Source organism: Corynebacterium sp. NML120713 (assembly GCF_001875735.1).
Taxonomy (GTDB): domain Bacteria; phylum Actinomycetota; class Actinomycetes; order Mycobacteriales; family Mycobacteriaceae; genus Corynebacterium; species Corynebacterium pseudogenitalium.
This window is the reverse complement of the sequence record NZ_MLCR01000006.1, coordinates 189,822-215,416: the sequence shown is the minus strand read 5'-3', so window position 1 is coordinate 215,416 and position 25,595 is coordinate 189,822. Positions and strand designations below refer to the sequence as shown.

The following is a 25,595-nucleotide window of genomic DNA, read 5'->3' as shown; positions in this document are numbered from 1 at the left end:
ACAGATAGATGAGTAGCCGTGAGGACTCCCTGCGTACCATCGCAAACGACCTGCTCGCCGCGTACCCGTCCCGCGAGCCGATCGCGCCACCGCGCACCGTCGTCGCCGACCTTGACATCGCCGACGCCTACGCAATCCAACAGATCCAGGAAAAAGACTTCGTTGCCCGCGGACACAAAGTTATCGGGCGCAAGGTTGGCCTGACCTCACTCGCAATGCAGCAGCAGCTGGGGGTCGATAGCCCAGACTTCGGGTTCTTTACCGACGCCGACCTCTACGAAGTCGGTACCGACATTGCAGTCGACCGCTTCATCTCCCCGAAGGTCGAACCGGAACTCGCGTTCGTGCTCGGGAAGGACCTTGAACCGGGCGCGACACTCGAAGAGGCCCGCAAGGCTGTCAAGTCCGCGCACCTTGCAGTCGAAATCATCGACTCACGAGTCCGTGACTGGGACATCCGCCTTGTCGACACCATCGCCGACAACGCTTCGTTCGGCGCCATCGTGTGGGACCCGACCCCGCTCGATCTCGACCTGAAGGAAGCTGCAACAGTCCACGCGACGATGACGCTCGACGGCGAAGTTGTCGGAGAGGGCGTCGGCAAGGATGTGATGGGCGACCCGCTGCTCCCGCTGCCGTGGCTCGCAGGCATTCTCGACGAGCAAGGCACCGCCCTGCGCGCCGGTGACATCGTGCTTACCGGTAGCTTCTGCGGCGCAGTCGCTTTCAAAGCAGGCCAACACCTCGCAGTATCCTACGGCCCATACGGGGCCATCGACGTCCGGTTTAAATAGGTTTGGAGCACCACAATGCAAAAGAAAATGACAGCAGCCATCGTCGGATCGGGCAACATCGGCTCCGACCTGATGATGAAGCTTTTGAACAACGAATCCAACATTGATCTGCGCTACATGGTCGGCGTCGATCCAGAATCGGAAGGCCTCAAGCGTGCGCGCGAAAACGGCATCGAGGCCTCCCACGAAGGCGTCGACTGGCTCCTGCAACAGGATCCGCTTCCAGACCTCGTCTTTGAAGCAACCTCGGCGGGCGCACACGCAGCAAACGCACCGCGCTACCGCGAAGCAGGCATCCGCGCCATCGACCTCACCCCGGCGGCCGTCGGCCCATTCTTCTGCCCATCGGTCAACCTGGATGAGCTCGAAACCGTCGACAATGTGAACATGATTACCTGTGGCGGTCAGGCCACCACCCCGATTGTCGCGGCAGTATCTCGCATCGTAGACGTCGAATACGCGGAGATCGTTGCGTCGATCTCCTCGAAGTCCGCGGGTCCCGGCACCCGCGCTAACGTCGACGAGTTCCTCGAAACCACTGCCGCCGCCCTCGAACAACTCGCTGGCGCGAAACACGCAAAAGCCATCATCATCCTCAACCCCGTCGAGCCACCAATGATGATGCGCAACACCGTCTACTGTGCCCTACCTCCAGAAGCCGCGGCTCCTGGCGAACTGCAAGACCAGATCGCCGCGTCCATCAAAGAAATGGCAGCGAAGGTGCAGCAGTACGTACCGGGCTACCGCCTCACCGCGGATCCACAGTTCGAAGAAGCCCGCGACGACTGGAACGGACTCGGTCGTGTTTCCGTCCTCATCGAAGTAGAAGGGGCAGGCGACTTCTTGCCGGACTACGCCGGCAACCTCGACATCATCACATCGGCAGCAATTGCCACCGCAAACAAGTACGCCGAGCTCGTGTCGGCGCAGAAGCAAGGAGCATAGTATGAACACGGTTGCGAGCGATGTCATCGATGGCATCCCGACACACAAAATCCGCCTCAACGACACGACCCTGCGTGACGGATCCCACGCCGTACGCCACCAGTACACCAAAGACCAGGTGAAAAAGATCGCCCGTGCGCTTGACGACGCCGGCGTCGAAATGATCGAGGTCACTCACGGCGACGGGCTTGGCGGGTCTTCCTTCAACTACGGCTTCTCCCACACCCGCGACATCGAACTCATCGAAGCCGCAGTCGAAGAAGTCAAGAATGCGAAGATTGCCGCACTGATGCTTCCAGGCCTGGGTACCGTAAAGGACCTCAAAGAAGCAAAGAGTGCGGGCGCATCCATCGTGCGCGTTGCCACTCACTGCACCGAGGCAGATATTTCGATCCAGCACTTCCAGGCAGCACGGGAGCTTGGTTTTGAGACCGGTGGCTTCCTGATGCTTTCACACCGCATCCCACCAGCAGAGCTTGCGAAGCAGGCCCGCATCATGGTCGATGCCGGCTGTCAGTGCGTCTTCGTGGTCGACTCCGCCGGCTACCTGGTGATGAACCAGGCCGCGGACCGCGTCAAGGCAGTCGTTGAAGAGATTGGCGACGACGCACAGGTCGGCTTCCACGGACACCAGAACCTCGGTTTCGGGGTTGCAAACTCGTTGCTCGCTGTAGTCAATGGTGCTCGCCAAATTGACGGCACCCTGTATGGGCTTGGTGCTGGCGCCGGTAACGCACCGATCGAGGTGTTAGCCACGGTGTTCAACCGCACCGGCATTGACATCGGCAATGTTGATCAAGCCAAGCTTCGTGACGCCGCTGAAGACATCCTGAAGCCAATGGTCGAGCGTCTCCCAATGATGGACCGTGGCTCCATCGTCCAGGGTGAGTTTGGCGTTTACAACTCCTTCTTGCTCCACGCGCAGCGCGCCGCGGAACGCTATGGTGTGCCTGCAGCGACCATCTTGGAAGAAGTCGGTCGCCGTGGTTACGTCGGTGGTCAGGAAGACATGATTATCGACGTCGCAATCGACCTGGCAAAGCAGAAGTAGCGAAGTAGAGCGCGTATGCGGGTTTATCCCGCGTGCTTCGCTCTCCACGCACGAGTCCCGGATCCACAAATCTTTTTGAGGACCGGGATTACTGTTTTGGGCTGAAAGTCTTCTGCGGGAAAGGAAACGCTCATCGCGGCAATCGGTACGCCCTCGGTGCCGAAAATCGGGCAGGCGACGCAGCATAGACCTTCCGAAATTTCCTCAAGGTCGTAGGCGATACCTTCATCGCGGATCTTTTTCAACGTTTCACGCAGCTCATCCGGGTCTGAGATCGTGTGCGGAGTCCATGGTGCGAGCCCCTCACGGATGATGCGCTCGGTAAGCGTTTCGTCGTACGCCATAATTGCTTTGCCAATGCCAGTCGCGTAAGCGGGAATGAGGCCGCCAATGCGTGACGGCGCTGTCACACCACGGACGGAAAAGAGCTTGTTCGCGTAACGAACGTTCGTCCCTTCAACATGTCCAAGGTGGACGGTGTGTCGAGTGCGCTCAAAAAGCGCTGCCAAAAAAGGTGTGAGCAACTCTGATACCTGCGCGGTTTGCTCGGAATACACCTCCGGTGTTGACGCCATTCCGAGCGCCGGGTTGAGCCGATAGAGCTCGTTCGCTTTGAGGACGGCATCATTTTCCACCAGCTTGTTAAGAAGGCGGTGCGTCGTCGACTTTGGAAGATCGACGCGCCGGGCTAACTCTGAAACGCCAACCCCGTTGACGTCCTCGCTCTTGAACGCTTTCAGAATGCCGAACGCCTTGTCGATGGAGTTTGGTTTTCCGTCTTGAACCATAGGATCAGTGTAACCGGATAGTGTCTATCGTGTGCCACGGACTGGAACACTCCGGCGTGTGCGTGGGTTCGTCGCTATGTTGGCTGTATGACTGAAATTTCCATTCCTGATTACAAGACTGACGAATTCTTCGGGCTCGAGGACAAGTGGCTGGAGACGGCACCCGGCGAGCTCACTCACTACCACGATCTCGGCGAGGGCGAACCAGTACTGTTCCTCCACGGCTCCGGCACGGGCGTGACTGCAGCCGCGAACTGGTGGCTGAACCTTCCGACCATCTCCGAGAACGCACGATGCATCGCGATCGACTCCATTGGTTACGGCCAGACCGTCGTAGCTGAGGGCACCAAGTACGGTATCCGCGAGTGGGTTGAGCACGCAATCCGTGTGCTGGATGCCCTGGGAATTGAAAAGACCTGGATTGTTGGTAACTCGCTCGGTGGCTGGGTTGGCTTCCAGATGATCATCGACCACCCGGAGCGTGTGAAGGGCATCATCTCCATGGGCACCGGTGGGGCGAAGTTGACCGGCGCGCTGAAGGGTCATTCGAACCCGAAGCTGACCGAAGAAGGTATCCGCAACACGCTCGAGCAGTTCGTGGTGGATAAGTCGCTGATCACCGATGAGCTCGTGTCGCTGCGCTACCAGTCCGCGCTGAACGATACGGCGTCTGATCGCCTACAGGAGGTTGTGCAGGCGCGTGACCGTGACCGTACCGAGCTTCCACTCGACTTCGACGTGCTGTCGAAGGTCGAGATCCCGGTTCTGCTAGTGCACGGCATGCAAGACGTCGTGATTACGCCGCAGCGCACGTGGGACCTGGTGAACACAATTCCGTCCGCTGACGCTCACCTTTTCGCACAGTGTGGCCACTGGTCGCAGGTTGAGAAGGCTGATGAGTTCAATGAGGTCATCGTGAACTGGATGAAGCGTCAGTTCTAGTCAGCAGCTTTTCGACGCCCACTTCGGCCCCGTCGTGGTGGGCGTTTTGCTATGTGTACAACATTTTCATCGCACCAGGTCGGTGGACTGGGTTTGGGGCGGAGTAGCCGCGTGGTGAGTGCCAGAGCGGTTGTGCGTCCACAATTTCGATGCGACCTCGGCGTGCTCGTTGGGGGTCGTCGTCGTTGACGCGATTGTGGTAGCGGCACAATGGCGACAGGTTGTTGATGTTCGTTTCCCCGCCGTGTTGCCATGCAGTGATGTGGTGGATTTCGCAGGCGTCGGCTGCATGGCGGCATCCAGGCACTGGGCAGCCGGGGGTAACGGCGCGGGCCAGAGCGCGCTGCTTGTCATTTGCGAGGCGTTGTGTCCGGTAGAGGTTGACTGCCCCGTGCTGTGGGTGGAAGACGGCGGCTTCGAGCTCGTTCTCGGTGGTGGCGACGTGGCTGTTTAGGTATTCGGCGCCTGTCATGGTGGTGCCATCGGTCAGGGTGAGGGTGGTCTCGTCGCCGTGGCCGCGCTGTATTTGGATCCACTGGGGGAGTGGAATGAGCAAGAGAGGTCGGGGGACTGCGTGGGGGACGGAACGGCCGTCGCCACGTATGATGTCGAGGAATCTGCGCAGCATGTGTTTCGTGGGTGGCGTCTTGGGGTCCATGTCTTGGGTGAGGGCGTGTTCAAGGTCGGCGAGGTCGCGCTCGTTGGTGGTGAGCGTCATGGTGCGGCGCCCATTGCGGGAAGGCGAAAATGTGAGGCGGTCGTTTTGGTGCTTGGTGTTGTTCGGAAGAAGTGCTTTTGCGCGTTCGCTGAGCTTTTTGTATGTGCCCTTGGTATCGAGGAGTACGAGGCGCAGTTTGGTGCGTGTTCGCGCGGACTTGATGGGGCGTAAGCGCCGTTCGATCATAGCGAGTTGGTCGAGTGAGAAGCCGTAGCGTCGAGCCTTTTCGGTAGCGAGTCGCTGTTTTTGTCGGGATTTTGTGGGCCCGAAGTAGATGTCGTGGAGCTGGCGCCAGGCGCGGGCTCGTGTTGGATCGACGCCTGCTTCGATGGCGGCTTCGTAATCGAAGCCGTCCAGTACGTCGAGTGCCTGCGTGGACATGGATTCTAGGAATGTCTTGAAGTTCATAACCTGAACATATGTGGTTGCAGAACGCCTGGGAAAGGCTTTTCACGCTACCTGTGGATAACTTCTTCTTGTGTGGCGTTTTCTGAAGTGCCCTGTGGATAACGTATGACTTGCATGCGAACGCTAATGAAAATAATGTTCATTAGGTGAAATTTTTTGTCATCAAGATTCTGCGAGCGCTCGCCGCGACATTACTGCTCCTTTCCATGTCGACGCCTGCTTTCGCGGCGGAATGCCACCCGACACTGCACCCGATGGTGAAAGACGACCGCACTGTTCCGGCCGAGTGGCGCGATCCCGCAGAACTCGTTTTTGGGCTGGGTGATTCAGCAAAGCAACAGCTCTCCAATCCAGTCGGGCCAATTCCGGCCGGTACCGCGTGGATGATCGGTGCAACTCAGCAAGCCGGTGTGCCATGGCTTGGAGCGAATACGCAGCATCCGTCGCTGCTTGAGCACACTTCTGGGGATGTGGCCTGGGAGATTACAAATTTTGATGGACCCGGTGCCATGTTTGTGTTCACACAGGGTGGGCTCGGTCAGGTCGTGGGCGAGGAGTGGTTCCGTGGCGTCGATGGGCAGGCGCAGGGCAGCCATACCATTCCTGCGAATTCACATGTGCATCCAAACTGGATGTTCAGTGCTCCGGGGACTTACACGGTGACAGTTCGTCAAAGCGCGACGACGAGTAATGGCGAGCCGGTGAGCGGGGAGGCGACGCTCACCTTTGACATTGGCGGCGCCGGTAACGCGAACGATGGTCACTTCGACTTTGGCTCCGTCTTTGACGAGGAGGGCGAGTGCGCGCAGCCAGTGGCGGCGAGCAACGCGAATCCAGCGCCTGATCAGGGAGAGACTCAGTTGCAATCACAAGATCACCAGCAGCAGGATGTTGCTCCCGCGCAACGCGGTGGGGCCCTTGCAGAAACGGGTACGACAGTGATGACGCTGCCGGTGGCTGTGCTCGGCTTGGGCGTGTTTGTCTTTGGTGCGGGTTGGTTGTGTTTGGATGCGTCGTTGCGCCGTCGTGTCGCCGCAGCGTGGGGTTTCGGTGGCCACCGGTGATCCAGTTTTTTCAACGAGCCGCTGTGCTGATGTGCGTGGCGCTGCTCGGGGCGTGTAGCGCACCGGAAGGGCAGTCGGTGGGAGAGGGGAAGGCGTCGGTGGTGGCGTCGACACCTATTTTGGCGGATGCGGTTCAAAACGTTGCAGGTGATGTGGCTGATGTGCACACGCTGATGGCTCGTGGGGTTGATCCACACAGCTACGAACCGAGCTTGCATGCCACACGCGACATCGCGTATGCGGATGCCATTTTTACCAACGGACTGTTGTTGGAGCCACAGTCTTTAACGAATACGATTGCGGCGACCGTGCGTGACACGACTCCGGTCGTGGCACTTGCGCAGGAGGCGCAACGGTACGGGTTTGCGCCGATTCCGCTTGTGGAGGACGCGAGCCTAGATGCGGTGTGGCTCGGGTTGCGGGTGGATACGGGCCAACAGCTCCCGACGACGGGAGTCGCGGACTTACACCTTGTAGATGTTGACGGCCCCGGTGCCACTTTTGCGTTCATCCTGGGAACCTTCGGCACCCCGGAGGTGGTGTTCAACTCTCACGACGGGCTGGATAGCCGTGACGTAAAGACCCTGCCGGTTGACGCGCATACTCACTTGAGCTGGGCATTTTCCAAGCCAGGCGTGTACAAGCTGACGTTTGAATCGCATATTCGCGATGCCGTCGGTGCACCTGAGCGCGCAAGTGCGGAGTCGACGGTGACGGTCGTTGTGGGGCAGGATCCCGCGCGGGTAACGCCGGGGTTGCACGCGGTGGAGAAGGGGCACGTCGACATTACAACAGAGCTTGATGGGCAAGGTGCGGCTCACCTCGTGCTCAACTCGGATGACGACGGCCGCATGGATCCAGTGAACGTAGCCGTCACAGTGCCGAATACAACCCTGCAGCCGATCCCTCCGGAGCGCCCCTTCCGATTCCTCGGTACACCGGGGGAGGAAACCTACCTGCTCCCGCAGGCGGTGCTGGGCAATCACGTGCATGGTGAGCTGGACCCGCATGTGTGGCACGACGTTCGGGCGATGAAAGCGATCGTTCAGGTAATCCGTGACGAGTTGGCTGCGGTGGATCCGCGCCACGCGGAAATCTACCAGGCAAACGCCCGCGACTACCTGCAAAAACTGGACGCAGCGGATGAAATGATGCACGAGTCTGTCTCCGCGGTTCCGGAGGAACAACGCAACCTGGTGACTACGCACCATGGATACGCCTACCTCGCGCGGGCATATGGAATGCGAGTTGCAGGTTTTGTCACGCCAAACCCCAGCGTGGAGCCGAGCCCGCGTGATGTCATCGCGTTCACCCGCACACTGGAGAATCTGCACGTGCCCGCGGTCTTCCTGGAACCACAGTTGGCGGGGCGCAGCACAGTGCTGACAGAAACCGCCGCCCGGCTTGGCATAGAGGTATGCCCAATCTGGGGCGACACATTGGATCCTCCGGGGTCTGGGCCAGCCGATACCTATATACACCTTGTGGAGGCGAATGCTGCGTCGATACGCAGGTGCCTCGGACGAAATGAGAAATGAGCGAACAATGAAACTTCGAATTACCCCACTGATGGTTGCTGCGATGATCGTGGCAACTCCTGCGATCGCGAATGCGCAGGCCGCCAACAACGATCCTGCGTTACAACAGGTGGTCAGCGCAGATGAGGCGATTGCGCCAGCCGGTGAGCACACAGTTATTGACGCCGGTCACGTCGACCTAGGCGCGACATTCAACGGGGATACCCTTGAATTTCTCGCTCGCGACGACACACAGCAACCGCCCGTATGGCGTCACCTCGACGACGTGGTGTTCCGCGTGACCGATGCCGCGAAGCAAACCCTCCCCGACGGCGACGACTTCGCCTTCACCGGCGCAAAGCCAGGTGCAGACGTCTGGGTGATCCCACAGACTGAGGTTGCCGGGGTGCCGTGGCTGGGGTGGAACACGCAGGCCGCGAGCCTGCTCGAACACTCCGGAAACGGCGTGAGCCTGGAGTTCGGCGGACACGAAGGGCCAGGCGAGTTCTCCCTGTTCCTGCAACCGGGCGGGTTCCACGCACCACAGTTGCTGTGGACGACTACTGAGCCGGGTGTGCAGCCAATGTGGGTGGAGCCGAACACGCATACCCACGCCAATTGGGTCTTCACCGAGCCGGGAGTGCACCTGGTCGGGGTGCGAGCAGTGGTGAAGGATGACGCTGGCACCGTTCACACGGACGACCAGTTGGTGCGCGTGGCTGTAGGCGACGGGACGGACGTAGCGGCGGCGCAGTCCGCGCAGTTCAACGGGCCGTGGCGCGAGGGTGCTGCGACGGAAGAACAGGCAGATAGCCAGAGCACGCTGAATGCGGGGCTGATCGCTGGTGGGGTGATCGGCGTGTTGGTGCTCGCGCTGGTGGCGCTTCTAGTGGCGCGTTCTCGGAAGGAGCGTCGCGCGTGAGCACGCAACCGCTTATAGAGGTGCGAGGCTTGCGCGCCGGGTACCCGGGTCGCCCGGTGTTTGAGGGAGTTGATCTTCTTGTGCCTGCCGGGCAGTTCGTCGCGCTGCTCGGTCCGAACGGGGCGGGGAAGACCACGCTGATGCGTGCAACGCTCGGCCTGATTCCCGGCACAGCCGGAACGGTGCGGGTAGGGGAGTGTACGGGCCACGCGGTGCGCAAAGTGGTGGGGTACGTCCCGCAGCGTCACGACGTCGCCTGGGATTTCCCGATCGATGTCGCGTCCGCTGTCATGAACGCCACGCTTGACCTGCGCCCGTGGTACGCGCGGCCTAAGGCGGAGCACCACGAAGCTGTGGCGGAAGCACTCGAAGCTGTGAACCTCCAAGACCTGGCACACCGGCCGATCGCGGCGCTTTCCGGAGGGCAGCGCCAACGCGTATTGGTGGCGCGCGCCCTGGTGCGTCGTCCAGGCGCGCTGTTCCTCGACGAGCCGTTCACCGGCCTCGATATCCCGTCTACTGAGCAGCTGCTAGCGCTGTTTCGTCAGCTGGCTTCCCGCGGAATCGCGATCGTGATGTCCACGCACAACATCGTGGAGGCTGTTGACTCTTGTGATCGCCTCCTGCTGTTCCGCGGTGGCATCGTCGCGGACGGGGCTCCCGCTGATCTTGACGACGCCCGCCCCTGGATGGACACGTTCGGCGTCGGCCCGGATTCGCCATGGCTGGCGGCGCTGCAAACACATGTGAAAGAGGTATCCCGTGCTTGAGATCGGGTTTCTGCAATTCTTGGCTGACGTGGCCAACCCGCACCTGGCGTTCTTGCCGCGCGCGTTGACGGCGGCAGTGTTGGCGTCCGTGTTGTGCGCGGTCGTTGGGTGTTTTGTGGTGCTGCGCGGTATGGCGTTTATCGGGGATGCGGTGGCACACGCCGTGTTTCCGGGTGTTGCGTTGGCGTTCGCGCTGCAGGTGTCGGTGCTGCTCGGTGGGGCCGTTGCCGGGTTGATCGTGGCGGTGTTGATTGCAGTGCTATCGCAACGGCGTGCGCTGAAAGAAGACGCGGTGATTGGCATTGTGTTTGCGGCCGCGTTCGCGCTTGGCCTGGTGATTATTTCGCGCGTTGAGGGCTACACAGCGTCGCTGAGTTCGTTCTTGTTTGGTTCGCTGACAGGTGTGAGTGAGCGCGACCTTATAGTCAGTGCTGCGACGTGTGCTGTCATTGTGTCGCTGGTGGTGGTGTTACGGCCGTGGCTGACCGCGGTGGCGCTCGACCGAGAGACGGCGCGCGCGATGAACGTGCGCGTCGCGCTCCTGGACTTGGTGTTGTACCTGTGTGTGACGGCCGCGGTGGTGGTTTCGGTGCAGACGATCGGCAACATTCTGGTGTTGGCACTGTTGGTTACCCCGGCGTCCGCCGCGCGACTGTTTACAGACAACCTGGAGACCATGATGATCCTCGCCGCGCTGATTGGCGTGGTAGGCAGCGTGGTTGGTGTATGGCTGGCGTGGTCGTTTGACTCGCCGACCGGCGCAACGATTGTACTGTGTGTGACTGCCATCTTCGGTGCGAGTTGGCTCTTCGCTAGGAAAGGGGTGCGGGCATGATCCGCAGACTCATCCTTGTGGTTGCGCTGATCGCGTTTACTGTCACCCCGGCGCACGCGACCACGCCTGCCGGGCATCAGCCCGGTGACCCTGGGCATGGCGTCGTCCTCCCGGAGGACCTTGACCACCCATGCGCTGGCCGTAAGTTGCTGTACCACTCCCACAACGACGCCCTCTACGGCACTCGGTTCGACGGCCAGCTGTCCATTGGTGCGGTTGACGGTCAGCAGGTCACCGACCAGCGCGACGTCTGCTTCCGTCTGCCTCTCGACGCTGACGCCGACGGCAATGACGTCTCCCGCCTCACCATCCCGGATGATGGCTCCCTCGATTTTCTGGGCGCTCCGGGCAGTCAGGTGTGGCTCGCGCCCCAGCACGCGGATTTCACCGATGATTGGCGCCCCATCTGGTCCGGCATCGGTGCATTTGACCCGGCGCACGAGCTGCCGGGTGCTGTGCCGAGCAACTTCAAAGACGACATGATGTACTTCGACCTGCTGGGCATCGATGGTCCGGGTGATGTGCAGATCTTCTTTAAGAACGCCGCCTCGCCGGCTGAGCGCCTCTTCAATAGCGCTGACGAACAGATGCGCACCGTCGAGTATGAGGTTGGCGCGCACGGCCATTTCAACTGGACGTTTACGAAGCCCGGCGTTTATAAGCTGCGTTGGCAGGGTCGCGCCGAGCTGACCAACGGTGAGACTGAGTACACCGGCTGGACCGACCAGTACTGGCTGGTTGGCACCGACGCGGACGTCGGTTTGCCGGAGGGCACCACGACGGGACTTCGCACCCCCGCACTATCGACGCCCACTCCATCACCGACGCAACCGCCAACACCAACACCAACAACACCAGTGACAACCGCGGCACCGGCACCCGCATCCGCTGCGAAGCACTGCGACGCGCTGCGCACCCGCCCGGAGGTGTTCATCGCGAACGGGCATATGGACATGGGGCCCGTCGATACGGGGGAGGCCGCGCTCATCGACGACCGCGACCCCAACAACCCCGCGCGGCACACCAGCGGCACCTTCCTCTTCGAGGTTCCCGACCGCGCCCGCCAGGACATCCCTGCGACGCTGCGCGACACGTTCCCCACCCGCCCCGAGCGCATGTGGGTGTTGCCGCAGTCGCAGAAGGCGGACCTGCCATGGCTCGGGTTCTCGACAACCCACCACCCAGCCCCCGCCACCGTCCGCATTACTGCTGTCGCCGGACCCGGCCGTATGTACACCTGGCACGAGGGTCTGCAGGGCGCGAAGCTCGAGCTGGACTCCGGCGACAAGTCCCGCACGCTGAGCTACCCGGCGAACGCCCATGACCACCAGGCATTCGGATTCACCGAGCCTGGACTTTACGCCGTGACTTTCGCGTTTGACTCCGCGGAGCTCGTTGCGGTCTTCGCGGTCGGCGACGCCGCCATCGCGACGGCCCGCGAACAGCACGCGAGCGGGTATCGTGAGCTGGACTCGTGCGGCTCCAATGCAGCGACCAGCGACACGTGGATGGGTGCATTGGCGAAGGGGATCCGCTCAATCGACGAGGAGTTGAGCAAGTTCGGCCAGAAGCTACGGCCAGTAGCAACGACTGCGCCGTCAAAGCCAGTGCCACCGCGCACTGTAATAAATACTGTGCGTGCGACGGAAGCGAAGGCCGCGACCAAGCAGGCGCCACCAAAGCAGACGACGGCGCAGAAACCGGCGCAGAAGTCCACAACAACGTCGGCACCAAAGCGGCAGGCGGTAAAGCCGACGGGGGCGAAGCCGACGTCGACAAGAAGGGCGATCCCGGACGCTCCGATACAGGCTGGTGGCGGTGGCATCGTCTCATCTTTCGACCAGGGAGCAGCGCAGGAGGAACCCGCGACGGGCGTGGCTGCCAGCGGTTTCTGGGGCGGGCTCATCCTCGGTGTTGGCTTGATGGCGCTGCTGGGAGGCATTGCGTTGTTCGTGGTGGCGGTGCGGATGTTGCGCGGAGTTGCGCGCACGCAGGAAGACGTGTAGGGTTCCACAACGAAGTTTGAACGGGTAATACCCGAGCTCAAGTTTCACCGAAGACCGTCGGTCGCCCTTCGGGGCCGAAGGTACCCCTCTCCAGGGGTCGACCCACGCAGGAGGAACGTGGCCTACCTTTCTAATGGTGCCTCGTGCTTCTGCACGGGGCACTTTTTGTGTCCCGGGCGGATTGAAGGACATGAAGTTATTGGAAGGAGGCGTGTGTAATGGCAAATCCGAAGAATGAGCGCGAGCTTGCTGTGTTGAAGGAGAAGTTTGACGCTGCTAGCTCCATCGTGCTGACGGAGTACCGTGGCCTGACCGTTGGTCAGCTGCAGACTCTTCGTGGCGATCTCGGCTTCGATGTCGAATACCACGTCGCCAAGAACACCCTCATCAAGATCGCTGCGAACGAGCACGGCATCGAGGGTCTCGACGAGCTTCTGACCGGCCCGACCGCTATCGCTTTCATTAAGGGCGAGGCTGTCGACGCTGCTAAGGTCATGAAGAAGTTCTCCAAGGATCACGACGCGTTCGTGATCAAGGGTGGCTACATGGATGGCGCTGCCATCGACGCCGCTCAGGTTGATGCCATCGCTGAGATGGACAACCGCGAGACCACGCTTGCAAAGCTCGCTGGCGCATTCCAGGGTTCTTTGGCAAAGGCTGCTGGGCTGTTCGAGGCTCCGGCATCCAAGACGGCTCGCCTTGTCGCTGCGCTGCAGGACAAGCAGAACGACGCCGCATAACACACTTACAAACTTGGGCTAACCGCCCACCAATAGAAAGGAAGCCACCATGGCTAAGCTGTCTAAGGACGAGCTCATTGAGCAGTTCAAGGAAATGACCCTCATCGAGCTTTCCGAGTTCCTGAAGGAATTCGAGGAGGTCTTCGACGTTACCGCTGCTGCACCAGTTGCTGTTGCTGCTGCTCCGGGCGCTGCTGGCGGCGACGCTGCTGCTGCAGAGGAGAAGGACGAGTTCGACGTTGTTCTCGAGGACGCTGGCGCCAAGAAGATCGGTGTCATCAAGGTTGTCCGCGAGCTCGTTCCGGGCCTGGGCCTGAAGGACGCCAAGGAAATGGTCGAGGGTGCTCCAAAGGCTATCCTCGAGGGCGCAAACAAGGACGATGCAGAGGCTGCAAAGGCCAAGCTGGAAGAGGCTGGCGCAAAGGTTACCCTCAAGTAATCTCGCAGGCTGCATAGCTTTTCGACGATCACCCCGTCGCCACGTACTGTGGCTGGCGGGGTGTTTCGCGTTGTGTGCTAAGATTTCGCACCATGCTGCCCAAATCCAGGATCATTGCTTCGTTGTTGGCGGGCCTCGGTATTGCGTTGTTGGTTGGCGGTCTGCTGGCTCCGCGTGTGCTGAACTCGGGCGCGAAGCTACCGCTGGACCTTGGGGCGGTAACGCTGACGATGGCCGATCCCGACGGCACCCGCGAGGGAGAGCCGGCCCCGGTGGTGCACCAGCTGCACATGGAGGTGCAGAATCCGGCGGGCAAGGACTCTGCCAGCGTGCGCGTGGGGGACACGTTGCGTGCGGGGGACGCGGGTACGGACTTTGAAAACCTTGTCGGCGCGAGCACGTGGACGTATACGTTGGACCGTGAAACCGGTGAGGCGCAGGGCCCGGCAAAGGTCCAGCTTGTGATGGCGATGCCGGCCGTCGATGTCCCGGTGGAGGGGTCGTGGCTGAAGTTGCCGTCGCCGGTAAAGCAGGAGACGTACCAGGTGTTCGACCCGGTGTTGCGTGGGGCTGCTCCCGCGGAGTTCGTCGCAGAGGAATCGGTTGCTGGGCGCACGGTGCTGCGGTTCCGGCAGGTCATTGCGCCAACGAACGTGGCGCAGCGGTACGCGGATATGCGAAACACGTTGACCGTCGAAGGGGAAGAAGGTGAGCCGGTCCGCACGTTCTATACGCATAGCGCGCAGCGCGAGTTGTTGGTTGATCAGATCACCGGCGTGGTCGTGGGGATGCAGGAGCGCGTCAACGACTATTATGCTGACGTGGACGGCAATGAGGTCCAGGGCATTGTTTCCTACGACGCCGCGATGGACGAGCAGCAGACGGCCGAGCTCATCTCGCTTCTCGACGGCGCCTACGGACCTTCCACGCAGCAAGCCTTCACATGGGGCGTGCTCGGTTTGGGTGGTGCGCTGACCTTGATTGGTCTGGTTGGCGCGTTGTGGCCGCGTCGGCGTTAGCGTCGCGCCTGCGTTTAGTGCTAAGCTTCCCCGCGACGGCATTGAATCGGGGGATTGTTGCTGCCCTTTACAACATTGGGTGCATTGTGTAAACTCATTCGGTGCACTGGAAGCCGTCTCCAGTCCGCTATGTCAACCTTGCTTTGTTGGCGTCGAGAATTTTCGAAGCGCTGACTTGACAAGGTGATTTTGCTGTCTCTGGGGGCGGGTATTCCGAAGCAGACCGAATGCTAATCTACCCAGCGGAAACGCCGATTTTTACAGAGCCAGAGTAGAGATCGGCGTCCGCCTTAGGTGCTGGAAGGACCCAACTTGGCAGTCTCAAACCAGACCATGTCAATGGCTGAAATTCCCGGGGCTCCCGAACGTTATTCGTTCGCGAAGATCGCAGAGCCGATCGCTGTCCCGGGTCTTCTTGATGTACAGCTTGAATCTTTCGCGTGGCTTGTTGGTACGCAGGAGTGGCGTGAGCGTGAGCAGGAAGCTCGCGGCGCCGACGCGCGTATCACGAGTGGCTTGGAGGACATTCTCGAAGAGATTTCTCCAATCCAGGACTACTCGGGCAACATGAGCCTGACGCTGTCCGAGCCGCGCTTCGAAGATGTCAAGGACACGATCGACGAGTGTAAAGAAAAAGATATTAACTACTCCGCGCCGTTGTATGTGACGGCGGAGTTCATCAACAATGAAACCCAGGAGATTAAGTCTCAGACGGTGTTCATTGGTGATTTCCCGCTGATGACGGACAAGGGCACCTTCATCGTCAACGGCACTGAGCGTGTTGTTGTTTCGCAGTTGGTGCGTTCGCCGGGCGTGTACTTCGACGAGACGATTGATAAGTCGACGGAGCGGCCGCTGCACGCGGTGAAGGTGATCCCTTCGCGCGGTGCGTGGTTGGAGTTTGACGTCGATAAGCGTGACACGGTTGGTGTGCGTATTGACCGTAAGCGTCGTCAGCCAGTGACGGTGCTGCTGAAGGCGCTTGGTTGGACGACGGAGCAGATCACGGAGCGCTTCGGCTTCTCCGAGATCATGATGTCCACCCTCGAGAACGACGGTGTGGCGAACACCGACGAGGCGCTGCTGGAGATTTACCGCAAGCAGCGCCCGGGCGAGCAGCCGACGCGCGACCTCGCGCAGTCCCTGCTGGAGAACTCGTTCTTCAAGGCGAAGCGCTACGACCTGGCACGAGTTGGCCGTTACAAGATCAACCGCAAGCTCGGTCTTGGCGGCGACCACGACGGCCTGATGACGCTGACCGAGGAAGACATCGCGACCACCCTCGAGTACCTGGTGCGCCTGCACGCAGGTGAGACCGAAATGACTTCCCCGGAGGGCGAGGTCATCGCGATTAATACGGACGACATTGACCACTTCGGTAACCGTCGTCTGCGCACGGTGGGCGAACTGATCCAGAACCAGGTTCGTGTTGGCCTGTCCCGTATGGAGCGTGTTGTGCGCGAGCGCATGACGACGCAGGACGCGGAGTCCATCACGCCGACCTCGCTGATCAACGTCCGTCCGGTTTCCGCGGCGATCCGCGAATTCTTTGGTACCTCCCAGTTGTCCCAGTTCATGGACCAGAACAACTCGCTGTCTGGGCTGACGCACAAGCGTCGTCTTTCAGCGCTGGGCCCTGGTGGTCTGTCGCGTGAGCGCGCCGGCATTGAGGTCCGCGACGTCCACCCGTCGCACTACGGCCGTATGTGTCCGATTGAGACGCCTGAAGGCCCGAACATTGGTCTGATCGGTGCGCTCTCCTCCTACGCACGCGTGAACGCGTTCGGCTTTATTGAGACGCCGTACCAGAAGGTCGAAGACGGCAAGCTGACCGATACGGTCCACTACTTGACCGCGGACGAAGAGGACCGTTACGCAATCGCGCAGGCGGCGACCCCAATGGATAAGGACCGCAACCTCACCGGTGAGCGTATCGAGGTCCGTCTGAAGGACGGCGACATCGGCGTCGTCGGCCCGAAGGGCGTCGATTACCTCGACATTTCCCCGCGCCAGATGGTGTCCGTGGCAACGGCAATGATTCCGTTCCTCGAGCACGACGACGCGAACCGTGCCCTCATGGGTGCGAACATGCAGAAGCAGGCTGTGCCGCTGCTGCGCTCTGAGGCTGCGTACGTGGCCACGGGCATGGAGCAGCGCGCCGCGTACGATGCGGGTGACACGATTATTTCGGCGAAGGCTGGCGTCGTCACGAACGTGACCGGTGACTTCATCACCGTCATGGACGACGAGGGCATCCAGGACACGTACATGCTGCGCACTTTCGAGCGTACGAACCAGGGAACCTGCTACAACCAGGTCCCGATCGTTGACCACGGTCAGCGCGTTGAGGCTGGTCAGGTGCTGGCTGACGGTCCGGGCACCAAGAACGGCGAGATGGCGCTCGGCCGCAACTTGCTGGTTGCGTTCATGCCGTGGGAAGGCCACAACTATGAGGACGCGATCATCCTGAACCAGCGCGTGGTTGAGGATGACATCCTGACCTCCGTGCACATCGAGGAGCACGAGATTGATGCCCGCGACACCAAGCTCGGTGCCGAGGAAATCACCCGCGAGATTCCGAACGTGTCCGAGGACGTGCTGAAGGACCTCGACGAGCGCGGCATCATCCGCATCGGTGCGGACGTGCGCGACGGCGACATCCTGGTCGGTAAGGTCACCCCGAAGGGTGAGACCGAGCTGACTCCGGAGGAGCGTCTGCTGCGCGCCATCTTCGGCGAGAAGGCTCGCGAGGTCCGCGACACGTCCCTGAAGGTCCCTCACGGTGAGACCGGTAAGGTCATCGCGGTTCGTCGCTTCTCCCGCGAGGACGACGACGATCTGTCGCCAGGCGTCAACGAGATGATTCGCGTTTACGTTGCGCAGAAGCGCAAGATCCAGGACGGTGACAAGATGGCTGGCCGCCACGGTAACAAGGGTGTCGTCGGCAAGATTTTGCCGCAGGAAGACATGCCGTTCATGGCGGACGGTACTCCGGTGGATATCATCCTGAACACCCACGGTGTGCCGCGTCGTATGAACATTGGCCAGGTCCTCGAGGTGCACCTCGGCTGGTTGGCGAAGGCTGGTTGGACGGTCAACCCGGACGATCCTGCGAACGCTAAGCTGCTCGAGACGCTGCCTGAGCACCTGTACGACGTCCCGCCGGAGTCGCTCACCGCGACCCCAGTGTTTGACGGCGCGACGAACGAGGAGATCGCTGGTCTGCTGGCGAATTCCAAGCCGAACCGCGACGGTGACGTCATGGTCGATGAGAACGGCAAGACCACGCTGTTCGACGGCCGCTCCGGCGAGCCGTTCAAGTACCCGATTTCCGTCGGCTACATGTACATGCTCAAGCTGCACCACCTGGTTGACGAGAAGATTCACGCTCGCTCTACTGGTCCGTACTCCATGATTACCCAGCAGCCGCTTGGCGGTAAGGCCCAGTTCGGTGGCCAGCGCTTCGGTGAGATGGAGGTGTGGGCGATGCAGGCATACGGCGCCGCCTACACGCTGCAGGAACTGTTGACGATCAAGTCGGATGACGTGGTTGGTCGCGTGAAGGTGTACGAAGCCATCGTGAAGGGCGAGAACATCCCTGACCCGGGTATTCCGGAGTCGTTCAAGGTGTTGCTCAAGGAGCTGCAGTCGCTGTGCCTGAACGTCGAGGTTCTTTCGACGGACGGCACCCCGATGGAGCTCGACGGCGATGACGACGACTTTGATCAGGCTGGTTCCTCCCTTGGCATCAACCTGTCACGTGACGAGGGCTCCGCGGCGGACACCGCCTAAGCCAGGAACGAACGAAAGAATCTATCCAACTGCAATCCTCCCCGTCGTTGGGGAGGTGAAAGGGAATTTACGTGTTTGACGTAAACCTCTTCGACGAGCTTCGCATCGGCCTGGCTACTGCTGACGACATCCGTCGTTGGTCGCATGGTGAGGTCAAGAAGCCCGAAACGATTAACTACCGCACGTTGAAGCCGGAAAAGGACGGCCTGTTCTGCGAGCGCATCTTCGGTCCTACCCGTGACTGGGAGTGTGCGTGTGGCAAGTACAAGCGTGTTCGCTACAAGGGCATCATTTGTGAGCGTTGTGGCGTCGAGGTCACCAAGTCGAAGGTTCGCCGTGAGCGCATGGGCCACATTGAGCTGGCTGCGCCGGTGACCCACATTTGGTACTTCAAGGGCGTCCCGTCGCGCCTTGGTTACCTGCTGGATCTTGCTCCGAAGGATCTGGAGCGCATCATTTACTTCGCTGCCAACATCATCACCAGTGTTGATGAGGAGGCGCGTCACAACGATATGTCGACGCTCGAGGCGGAGATGCTGCTCGAGAAGAAGGAAGTTGAGCAGGACGCTAACGCCGAGATTGCGGAGCGTGCACAGAAGCTGGAGGAGGACCTCGCTGAGCTCGAGGCCGCCGGCGCGACTGCTGCTGCCCGTAAGAAGGTGCAGAATGCTGCTGACAAGGAGATGCAGCACATCCGTGAGGCTGGCGAGCGTGAGGTTGAGCGCCTCGACGAGATCTGGTCGACCTTCCAGAAGCTTGCTCCGAAGCAGATGATTATCGACGAGTTCCTCTACGAAGAGCTCGTGGACCGTTATGAGGATTACTTCACCGGCGGCATGGGCGCTGAGGCGATCCAGACGCTGATCCGCAACTTCGACCTTGAAGCTGAGGCGGAGGAGCTGCGCACCATCATCGCGGAGGGTAAGGGCCAGAAGAAGGTCCGCGCACTGAAGCGCCTGAAGGTCGTGGCTGCGTTCCAGCGTTCCGGCAACGATCCTGCCGGCATGATCCTGGACGCGATCCCGGTGATCCCACCGGAGCTGCGCCCGATGGTGCAGCTCGACGGTGGCCGTTTCGCCACCTCGGATCTGAATGACCTGTACCGTCGCGTAATTAACCGCAACAACCGTTTGAAGCGCATGATTGACCTGGGAGCCCCAGAGATCATCGTGAACAACGAGAAGCGCATGCTGCAAGAGTCTGTCGACGCCCTCTTCGACAACGGCCGTCGTGGCCGCCCTGTCACGGGCCCAGGCAACCGTCCGCTGAAGTCCCTGTCTGACCTGCTGAAGGGTAAGCAGGGTCGCTTCCGCCAGAACCTGCTGGGTAAGCGTGTGGACTACTCTGGCCGTTCGGTCATTATTGTTGGTCCGCAGCTGAAGATGCACGAGTGTGGTCTGCCGAAGCTGATGGCGCTCGAGCTGTTCAAGCCGTTCGTGATGAAGCGCCTCGTGGACAATGAGTACGCGCAGAACATTAAGTCGGCGAAGCGCATGGTGGAGCGCCAGCGCCCTGAGGTGTGGGACGTCCTCGAAGAGGCGATTTCCGAGCACCCGGTGCTGCTGAACCGTGCGCCAACCCTGCACCGTCTTGGCATTCAGGCGTTCGAGCCGAAGCTGGTCGAGGGTAAAGCAATCCAGCTGCACCCGCTGGCCTGTGAGGCGTTCAACGCTGACTTCGACGGTGACCAGATGGCGGTCCACCTGCCACTGTCCGCGGAGGCGCAGGCAGAGGCCCGCATCCTGATGCTGTCCTCGAACAACATCCTGTCCCCGGCATCCGGCAAGCCACTGGCGATGCCTCGCCTGGACATGGTGACCGGCCTGTACTTCCTGACCATGGAAAAGGGCGAGGACGAGATCGGCGGCGAGGGTCGTTTCACCCCAGCCGACGAGAACGGCCCAGCCAAGGGCGTGTACTCCTCCTACCGTGAGGCCATCATGGCTTACGACCTGGGTGTACTTGGCCTGCAGGCACCGATCAAGGTGCGCATCGACCACCTGCGTCCGACGATTGAGATTGAGGCTGAGCAGTTCCCAGACGGCTGGTCGAAGGGCCAGGCTTGGATGATGGAGACCACCCTTGGTCGCATCATGTTCAACGAGCTGCTTCCGTTCAACTTCCCGTACCAGGAAGGCGCGATGGTCCGTAAGGGCGGCGGTGTCGGCAAGGTGCTGTTGGGCGACATCATCCAGTCGATGGTGGAGAAGTACCCAATGATTACCGTTGCCCAAACGCTGGACAAGCTGAAGGACGCCGGTTTCTACTGGGCGACCCGTTCCGGCGTGACCATCTCAATGTCCGACGTGTTGGTGCTTCCGAACAAGACGGAAATCCTTGAGCAGTACGAGCAGCGCGCCGAGGAGATCGAGCGCAAGTACTGGGAGAAGGGTGCCTTGACCGAGGAGAACCGCTACGACCGTCTCGTGGAGCTGTGGCAGGACGCCACCAACCAGGTCGGTGAAGCAGTTGAGGCGCTGTACCCGGATGACAACCCGATTCCGATGATCGTGAAGTCTGGCGCTGCCGGTAACATGCGTCAGATCTGGACCCTGGCCGGCATGAAGGGCATGGTCGTGAACTCGCGCGGTGAGTACATCACCCGCCCGATCAAGACTTCCTTCCGTGAAGGCCTGACAGTGATGGAGTACTTCAACAACTCTCACGGTTCCCGAAAGGGCCTGGCGGATACGGCACTGCGTACCGCAGACTCCGGCTACCTGACCCGCCGTCTTGTCGACGTCGCCCAGGACGTCATCGTCCGCGAGCACGACTGCGGCACCCGCCAGGGAGTCAAGGTTCCAGTTGCGCAGCTTGCCGGTGAGAAGTTCGTCCGCGACGAGTTCGTCGAGACCTCCGTCGCTGGCCGAGTACTGGCATCCGACGCGAAGGACGCCGAGGGCAACGTTGTGCTCGAAGCCGACGCTGAGCTTTCGGAAGAGCGTATTGACGCCCTCGTCGCCGCCGGTGTCGAAGAAGTCAAGGTCCGCTCCGTCCTGACCTGCCAGACCCCAACCGGCGTCTGCGCGAAGTGCTACGGCAAGTCCATGGCATCCGGCAAGCTTGTCGACATCGGTGAAGCCGTCGGTATCGTGGCTGCACAGTCGATTGGTGAGCCTGGTACCCAGCTGACCATGCGTACCTTCCACCAGGGTGGTGTCGGTGGCGACATTACCGGTGGTCTGCCACGTGTTCAGGAGCTGTTCGAGGCCCGCGTGCCGAAGAACTGCGCCCCGATCGCATCCGTGGCCGGCACCGTCACCCTCGAAGACGAAGGCAACTTCTGGACGCTCACCATCCACCCGGATGACGGCTCCGACGTTGTGGTCTACGAGAAGCTGTCGAAGCGCCAGGGCCTCGCACAGGTCCGCCGCCCGATGGAGTCCAACCCGAACGCGATGATCGAGCGCTCCCTACGTGAAGGCGACCACGTCAACGTGGGCGACCGCCTCCTGCGCGGCGCTGCTGACCCGCACGACGTGCTCGAGGTTCTCGGCCGCCGTGGTGTGGAGAAGCACCTCATCGACGAAGTGCAGGCCGTGTACCGCACCCAGGGTGTGTCCATCCACGACAAGCACATCGAGATCATCATCCGCCAGATGCTGCGACGCGGCACCGTCATCGACTCGGGTACCACCGAGTTCCTGCCGGGTACGCTTGTGGATCTGTCGGAGGCACGCCAGGTCAACGCTGCAGCTGTTGCAGATGGTGGCGAGCCAGCAGAGATGCGCTCCGAGATCATGGGTATCACCAAGGCCTCCCTGGCAACCGAGTCCTGGCTGTCCGCCGCCTCGTTCCAGGAGACCACGCGTGTGCTCACGGACGCTGCTATCAACAAGCGTTCTGACCAGCTGATCGGTCTGAAGGAGAACGTGATCATCGGTAAGTTGATCCCGGCTGGTACCGGTATCTCGCGCTACCGCAACATCACGGTCAAGCCGACGGAAGCCGCCCGCTCCGCCGCCTACTCGATCCCGTCCTTCGGCGACGGCATCTACGGCGACGAGGCATACGGCGACTACACCGGCGCCTCCGTCCCACTGGAGGAATACGGGTACGACCAGATCTAGTGACTCTGGCTTATAGCTAGGTCTGCTACCCCAGCACCGGCGCCCCGCCCCCTGAACCCAGGGAGGCGGGGCGCTTTGCCTTAGGCGCTGTACACGCCGTCGGCGTCAACTCCGCGAGCCCACTGCAATACCAGCGCGTGGCCCCGCTGTGCGGCGGCGTCCTGCAGCTGGTCGATGTTTTGCTCGATGACGGACCCCGGCCACAACGTAGTACGCAGCTGCAGTCCCATGCCATGTTCGCGGGCCGCGGTGCACACGATGTCGAGGCTTTCCCACATCCGTGCAGCCACCACGCTGGTGACACCAGCGACCGAGGGTAAGTGCTCGGGAAGCGCCTTGACGTCGAACCCGATCCAGTCGGGGCGGGTAGTCGACTCAGCGAGAATGGAACCCAGCCTCGCGGGGACATAGCCACTCGTGTGTAGCCCGACGGGAAACCCGATCTCATGGGCCGCGGCAATCGCTTCGCCGAGTCCTGCGCATGCGAGTGGTTCGCCGCCGGAAATGACGAGGGCGTCAATCAGTCCGTGTCGAGCCCGCAGTAAGTCGAGCACTTCCGAGAAATCGTGGGGAGCAGGAGTAAATTCCTGCAAGTTAGGGTTGTGGCAGTAGCTGCAGCGCAGTGGGCAGCCTTGTGTGAATGCCGTGACCGTGAGACGGCCGGGCCAGTCGGTGGCGGAGAACGGAATGATCCCCGCCACCGGCAGGTTAGGCGAAGGCTTCTGCGAAGTAGTGACGCTCAGCGAACTCACCCTTCTTCCCAGTGTTGAAGCTTTGCACGGGCCGGAAGTAGCCCATTACGCGCGTCCACATTTCGGTGGCGCTTCCGCAGTGCGGGCATTCGGGGTGCTCGCCGGAGATGTAGCCGTGGTTTGCGCAGATGGAGAACGTCGGCGTGATAGTGATGTACGGCAGGCGGAAGGTTTCTAGGCTGCGTCGTACGAGCTTGGCGGTTGCTTCGCCACTGGACATTGCTGCGCCCATGTACAGGTGAAGCACCGTGCCGCCGGTGTACTTCGTTTGCAGGTCCTCCTGGGCGGCGAGCGCCGCGAACGGATCTGGAGTGTGCGCAACAGGCAGCTGGGAGGAGTTGGTGTAGTACGGCTGCTCCTCGGTACCTGCCTGGATGATGCCGGGATAGCGGGCACGGTCCTCGCGTGCGAAGCGGTACGTTGCGCCTTCCGCGGGGGACGCTTCTAGGTTGTAGAGGTGCCCTGTACGTTCCTGAGCTTCCGTGATACGGGCATTGATGTGGTCGAGCAGGCGCGCCACAAGTGCGTGGCCTTGGGGGTCGGTGATGTCGTAGGCGTCGTGCGTGAAGTTGCGTACCATTTCGTTGCAGCCATTGACCCCGATGGTGGTGAAGTGGTTGTCAAACCCCGGTAACCACCGTTTCGTGTACGGGTATAGCCCCTTATCGAAGCAATCTTGCACAAACGCGCGACGCCGCTCCAGCGTATCGACAGCCACCTCGATCAACTCGTCAACCCTGCGCAGTAGTGCAGCCTCATTGTTGGGGAAGAGGTACCCGAGGCGTGCGCAGTTCAGGGTGACTACGCCAATGGAGCCAGTGAGCTCCGCGGAACCGAACAGGCCGTTTCCGCGCTTGAGTAGTTCACGCAGGTCGAGTTGGAGGCGGCAGCACATCGAGCGGATCATGCCTGGGTCCAAATCCGAGTTGAGGAAATTTTGGAAGTAGGGGAGGCCGTACTTGCCAGTCATGTCGAACAGGGCTTTCGTGTTTGGCGAGCCCCAGTCGAAGTCCTTGGTGATGTTGTACGTCGGGATGGGGAAGGTAAATGGGCGGCCGTCGGCGTCGCCTTGGGACATAACCTCAATGAACGCGCGGTTGATCATGTCCATCTCTTCTTGGAGCTCGCCGTAAGTGAAGTCGACAGGGTCTCCACCGATGAACGGAGTCTGCTCAGCGAGGTCCTGAGGGCACGTCCAGTCAAAAGTAAGGTTCGTGAACGGAGTCTGCGTCCCCCAACGCGAGGGAACGTTGAGGTTGAAGACGAACTCCTGCATGTGTTGCAAGACGTCCTCGTAGGTGAGCGAGTCCAGCCGCACGAATGGTGCCATGTAGGTATCGAAGCTGGAGAACGCCTGCGCGCCAGCCCATTCGTTCTGCAGCGTGCCGAGGAAGTTCACTACTTGTCCGCACGCGGAGGAGAAATGTTTTGGTGGCAGAGAAGATATCGTGCCAGGTACCCCTCCGAACCCTTCTTCAAGGAGTTGCCTCAATGACCACCCTGCGCAGTACCCGGAGAGCATGTCGAGATCGTGGATGTGGAGGTCGCCGTTGCGGTGGGCATTGCCGGCGACGTCGGAAAACACTTCGTCCAGCCAGTAGTTGGCGGTGATTTTGCCGGCGGAGTTGAGAATCATTCCGCCGAGGGAGTAGTCCTGATTGGCGTTTGCGTTGATGCGCCAGTCAGCGCGGTGGAGGTATTCGTTGATGGTGGCTTGGGGGTTGACGTTGTTGGCGGCCATGCTGCTTCCTTTCTCTCGGTTCGTAACTAACGTAGCTGTAATTCCATTGATCGTATTTAGTAGATATGGACACAAAGAGTAACTGAGATACAACATGTGGTAGCCGTAGGGGTGTGCATCCTTGGTGGACGACGGGCGATAGGTGTAGGTGTAGTAGCGCCTCCATACACCTTCAGTACACCCTCGAGCGGGGGTATGTACTGTGGAGGAGGTTTCGGTCTTGCAAAGCTGGGGTGGCCGTGATACGCTGTCGGACGGTTCACCAACTCAAGGTGAAGTGTC

Annotated in this window: 19 protein-coding genes; 15 read left to right on the top strand and 4 right to left on the bottom strand. The window is 60.9% G+C overall.

Annotated elements, in window-relative coordinates:
- Positions 1-8 precede the first annotated feature (8 nt).
- Genes BJP06_RS03420 through dmpG form a run of 3 tightly spaced genes read left to right on the top strand, consistent with a single transcriptional unit; the run spans position 9 to position 2,790 of the window.
- A complete protein-coding gene (locus tag BJP06_RS03420; protein ID WP_071572802.1) occupies positions 9-794 on the top strand; it encodes a 2-keto-4-pentenoate hydratase in 786 nt (261 codons plus the stop codon).
- Positions 795-809: 15 nt separating this feature from the next.
- Positions 810-1,739 carry an acetaldehyde dehydrogenase (acetylating) gene (locus BJP06_RS03415; RefSeq protein ID WP_071572801.1) on the top strand — a complete coding sequence of 310 codons (930 nt, stop codon included), beginning with the start codon at positions 810-812 and terminating at the stop codon, positions 1,737-1,739.
- A gap of 1 nt (position 1,740) precedes the next feature.
- Positions 1,741-2,790, top strand: coding sequence for a 4-hydroxy-2-oxovalerate aldolase (gene dmpG / locus BJP06_RS03410; protein WP_070477510.1), 1,050 nt, complete (start codon positions 1,741-1,743; stop codon positions 2,788-2,790).
- A 23-nt stretch (positions 2,791-2,813) separates the two neighbouring features.
- On the opposite strand, the gene BJP06_RS03405 is transcribed toward dmpG, so the two are convergent.
- Entirely contained in the window at positions 2,814-3,578 is a 765-nt protein-coding gene (locus BJP06_RS03405) for an IclR family transcriptional regulator (protein WP_071572800.1), read from the bottom strand.
- 87 nt (positions 3,579-3,665) lie between these two features.
- Here BJP06_RS03405 and BJP06_RS03400 point away from each other — a divergent pair, with 87 nt between their 5' ends.
- The gene (locus tag BJP06_RS03400; protein ID WP_070363590.1) at positions 3,666-4,520 is read left to right on the top strand and encodes an alpha/beta fold hydrolase; all 855 of its coding nucleotides are present in this window, start codon (positions 3,666-3,668) and stop codon (positions 4,518-4,520) included.
- A gap of 49 nt (positions 4,521-4,569) precedes the next feature.
- On the opposite strand, the gene BJP06_RS03395 is transcribed toward BJP06_RS03400, so the two are convergent.
- A complete protein-coding gene (locus tag BJP06_RS03395) occupies positions 4,570-5,646 on the bottom strand; it encodes an HNH endonuclease signature motif containing protein (RefSeq protein ID WP_070477514.1) in 1,077 nt (358 codons plus the stop codon).
- A gap of 146 nt (positions 5,647-5,792) precedes the next feature.
- Here BJP06_RS03395 and BJP06_RS03390 point away from each other — a divergent pair, with 146 nt between their 5' ends.
- The 11 genes from BJP06_RS03390 (at position 5,793) to BJP06_RS03340 (ending at position 22,820) form a co-directional block, all read left to right on the top strand.
- Positions 5,793-6,710 (top strand): TIGR03773 family transporter-associated surface protein, encoded by a 918-nt coding sequence (locus BJP06_RS03390; protein WP_071572799.1) that lies wholly within the window; start codon positions 5,793-5,795, stop codon positions 6,708-6,710.
- Entirely contained in the window at positions 6,707-8,248 is a 1,542-nt protein-coding gene (locus BJP06_RS03385; RefSeq protein ID WP_252930984.1) for an anchored repeat ABC transporter, substrate-binding protein, read from the top strand. Before BJP06_RS03390 ends, BJP06_RS03385 begins: the two co-directional genes overlap by 4 nt.
- Positions 8,249-8,255: 7 nt before the next feature.
- Positions 8,256-9,149, top strand: coding sequence for a choice-of-anchor M domain-containing protein (locus BJP06_RS03380; protein WP_071572798.1), 894 nt, complete (start codon positions 8,256-8,258; stop codon positions 9,147-9,149).
- Positions 9,146-9,919 carry an anchored repeat-type ABC transporter ATP-binding subunit gene (locus tag BJP06_RS03375; RefSeq protein ID WP_071572797.1) on the top strand — a complete coding sequence of 258 codons (774 nt, stop codon included), beginning with the start codon at positions 9,146-9,148 and terminating at the stop codon, positions 9,917-9,919. The genes BJP06_RS03380 and BJP06_RS03375 overlap by 4 nt, the downstream gene beginning before the upstream one ends.
- The gene (locus BJP06_RS03370; protein WP_071572796.1) at positions 9,912-10,754 is read left to right on the top strand and encodes an anchored repeat-type ABC transporter permease subunit; all 843 of its coding nucleotides are present in this window, start codon (positions 9,912-9,914) and stop codon (positions 10,752-10,754) included. Before BJP06_RS03375 ends, BJP06_RS03370 begins: the two co-directional genes overlap by 8 nt.
- On the top strand, positions 10,751-12,760 hold the full coding sequence (locus tag BJP06_RS03365) for a choice-of-anchor M domain-containing protein (protein WP_071572795.1): 2,010 nt from the start codon (positions 10,751-10,753) through the stop codon (positions 12,758-12,760). Before BJP06_RS03370 ends, BJP06_RS03365 begins: the two co-directional genes overlap by 4 nt.
- A gap of 218 nt (positions 12,761-12,978) precedes the next feature.
- Complete coding sequence (gene rplJ / locus BJP06_RS03360) at positions 12,979-13,500, top strand: 50S ribosomal protein L10 (protein ID WP_070363122.1); 522 nt, start codon at positions 12,979-12,981, stop codon at positions 13,498-13,500.
- 49 nt (positions 13,501-13,549) lie between these two features.
- On the top strand, positions 13,550-13,939 hold the full coding sequence (rplL, locus tag BJP06_RS03355; RefSeq protein WP_070363121.1) for a 50S ribosomal protein L7/L12: 390 nt from the start codon (positions 13,550-13,552) through the stop codon (positions 13,937-13,939).
- Positions 13,940-14,031: 92 nt separating this feature from the next.
- The gene (locus BJP06_RS03350; RefSeq protein WP_071572794.1) at positions 14,032-14,958 is read left to right on the top strand and encodes a DUF3068 domain-containing protein; all 927 of its coding nucleotides are present in this window, start codon (positions 14,032-14,034) and stop codon (positions 14,956-14,958) included.
- Positions 14,959-15,252: 294 nt separating this feature from the next.
- Positions 15,253-18,750, top strand: coding sequence for a DNA-directed RNA polymerase subunit beta (locus tag BJP06_RS03345; protein WP_071572793.1), 3,498 nt, complete (start codon positions 15,253-15,255; stop codon positions 18,748-18,750).
- A 71-nt stretch (positions 18,751-18,821) separates the two neighbouring features.
- Positions 18,822-22,820, top strand: a complete 3,999-nt coding sequence (locus tag BJP06_RS03340) for a DNA-directed RNA polymerase subunit beta' (protein ID WP_071572792.1) — start codon at positions 18,822-18,824, stop codon at positions 22,818-22,820.
- Positions 22,821-22,900: 80 nt separating this feature from the next.
- On the opposite strand, the gene BJP06_RS03335 is transcribed toward BJP06_RS03340, so the two are convergent.
- A complete protein-coding gene (locus tag BJP06_RS03335) occupies positions 22,901-23,563 on the bottom strand; it encodes an anaerobic ribonucleoside-triphosphate reductase activating protein (protein ID WP_070363588.1) in 663 nt (220 codons plus the stop codon).
- The gene (locus BJP06_RS03330; RefSeq protein ID WP_252930982.1) at positions 23,529-25,313 is read right to left on the bottom strand and encodes a ribonucleoside triphosphate reductase; all 1,785 of its coding nucleotides are present in this window, start codon (positions 25,311-25,313) and stop codon (positions 23,529-23,531) included. The genes BJP06_RS03335 and BJP06_RS03330 overlap by 35 nt, the downstream gene beginning before the upstream one ends.
- Positions 25,314-25,595 lie beyond the last annotated feature (282 nt).

What these genes read in the sequence shown, in the direction of transcription:
- BJP06_RS03420 (WP_071572802.1), top strand. Translation starts at nt 9, where the DNA reads ATGAGTAGCCGTGAGGACTCCCTGCGTACCATCGCAAACGACCTGCTC.
- BJP06_RS03415 (WP_071572801.1), top strand. Translation starts at nt 810, where the DNA reads ATGCAAAAGAAAATGACAGCAGCCATCGTCGGATCGGGCAACATCGGC.
- dmpG (WP_070477510.1), top strand. Translation starts at nt 1,741, where the DNA reads ATGAACACGGTTGCGAGCGATGTCATCGATGGCATCCCGACACACAAA.
- BJP06_RS03405 (WP_071572800.1), bottom strand. Translation starts at nt 3,578, where the DNA reads ATGGTTCAAGACGGAAAACCAAACTCCATCGACAAGGCGTTCGGCATT.
- BJP06_RS03400 (WP_070363590.1), top strand. Translation starts at nt 3,666, where the DNA reads ATGACTGAAATTTCCATTCCTGATTACAAGACTGACGAATTCTTCGGG.
- BJP06_RS03395 (WP_070477514.1), bottom strand. Translation starts at nt 5,646, where the DNA reads ATGAACTTCAAGACATTCCTAGAATCCATGTCCACGCAGGCACTCGAC.
- BJP06_RS03380 (WP_071572798.1), top strand. Translation starts at nt 8,256, where the DNA reads ATGAAACTTCGAATTACCCCACTGATGGTTGCTGCGATGATCGTGGCA.
- BJP06_RS03365 (WP_071572795.1), top strand. Translation starts at nt 10,751, where the DNA reads ATGATCCGCAGACTCATCCTTGTGGTTGCGCTGATCGCGTTTACTGTC.
- rplJ (WP_070363122.1), top strand. Translation starts at nt 12,979, where the DNA reads ATGGCAAATCCGAAGAATGAGCGCGAGCTTGCTGTGTTGAAGGAGAAG.
- rplL (WP_070363121.1), top strand. Translation starts at nt 13,550, where the DNA reads ATGGCTAAGCTGTCTAAGGACGAGCTCATTGAGCAGTTCAAGGAAATG.
- BJP06_RS03350 (WP_071572794.1), top strand. Translation starts at nt 14,032, where the DNA reads ATGCTGCCCAAATCCAGGATCATTGCTTCGTTGTTGGCGGGCCTCGGT.
- BJP06_RS03330 (WP_252930982.1), bottom strand. Translation starts at nt 25,313, where the DNA reads ATGGCCGCCAACAACGTCAACCCCCAAGCCACCATCAACGAATACCTC.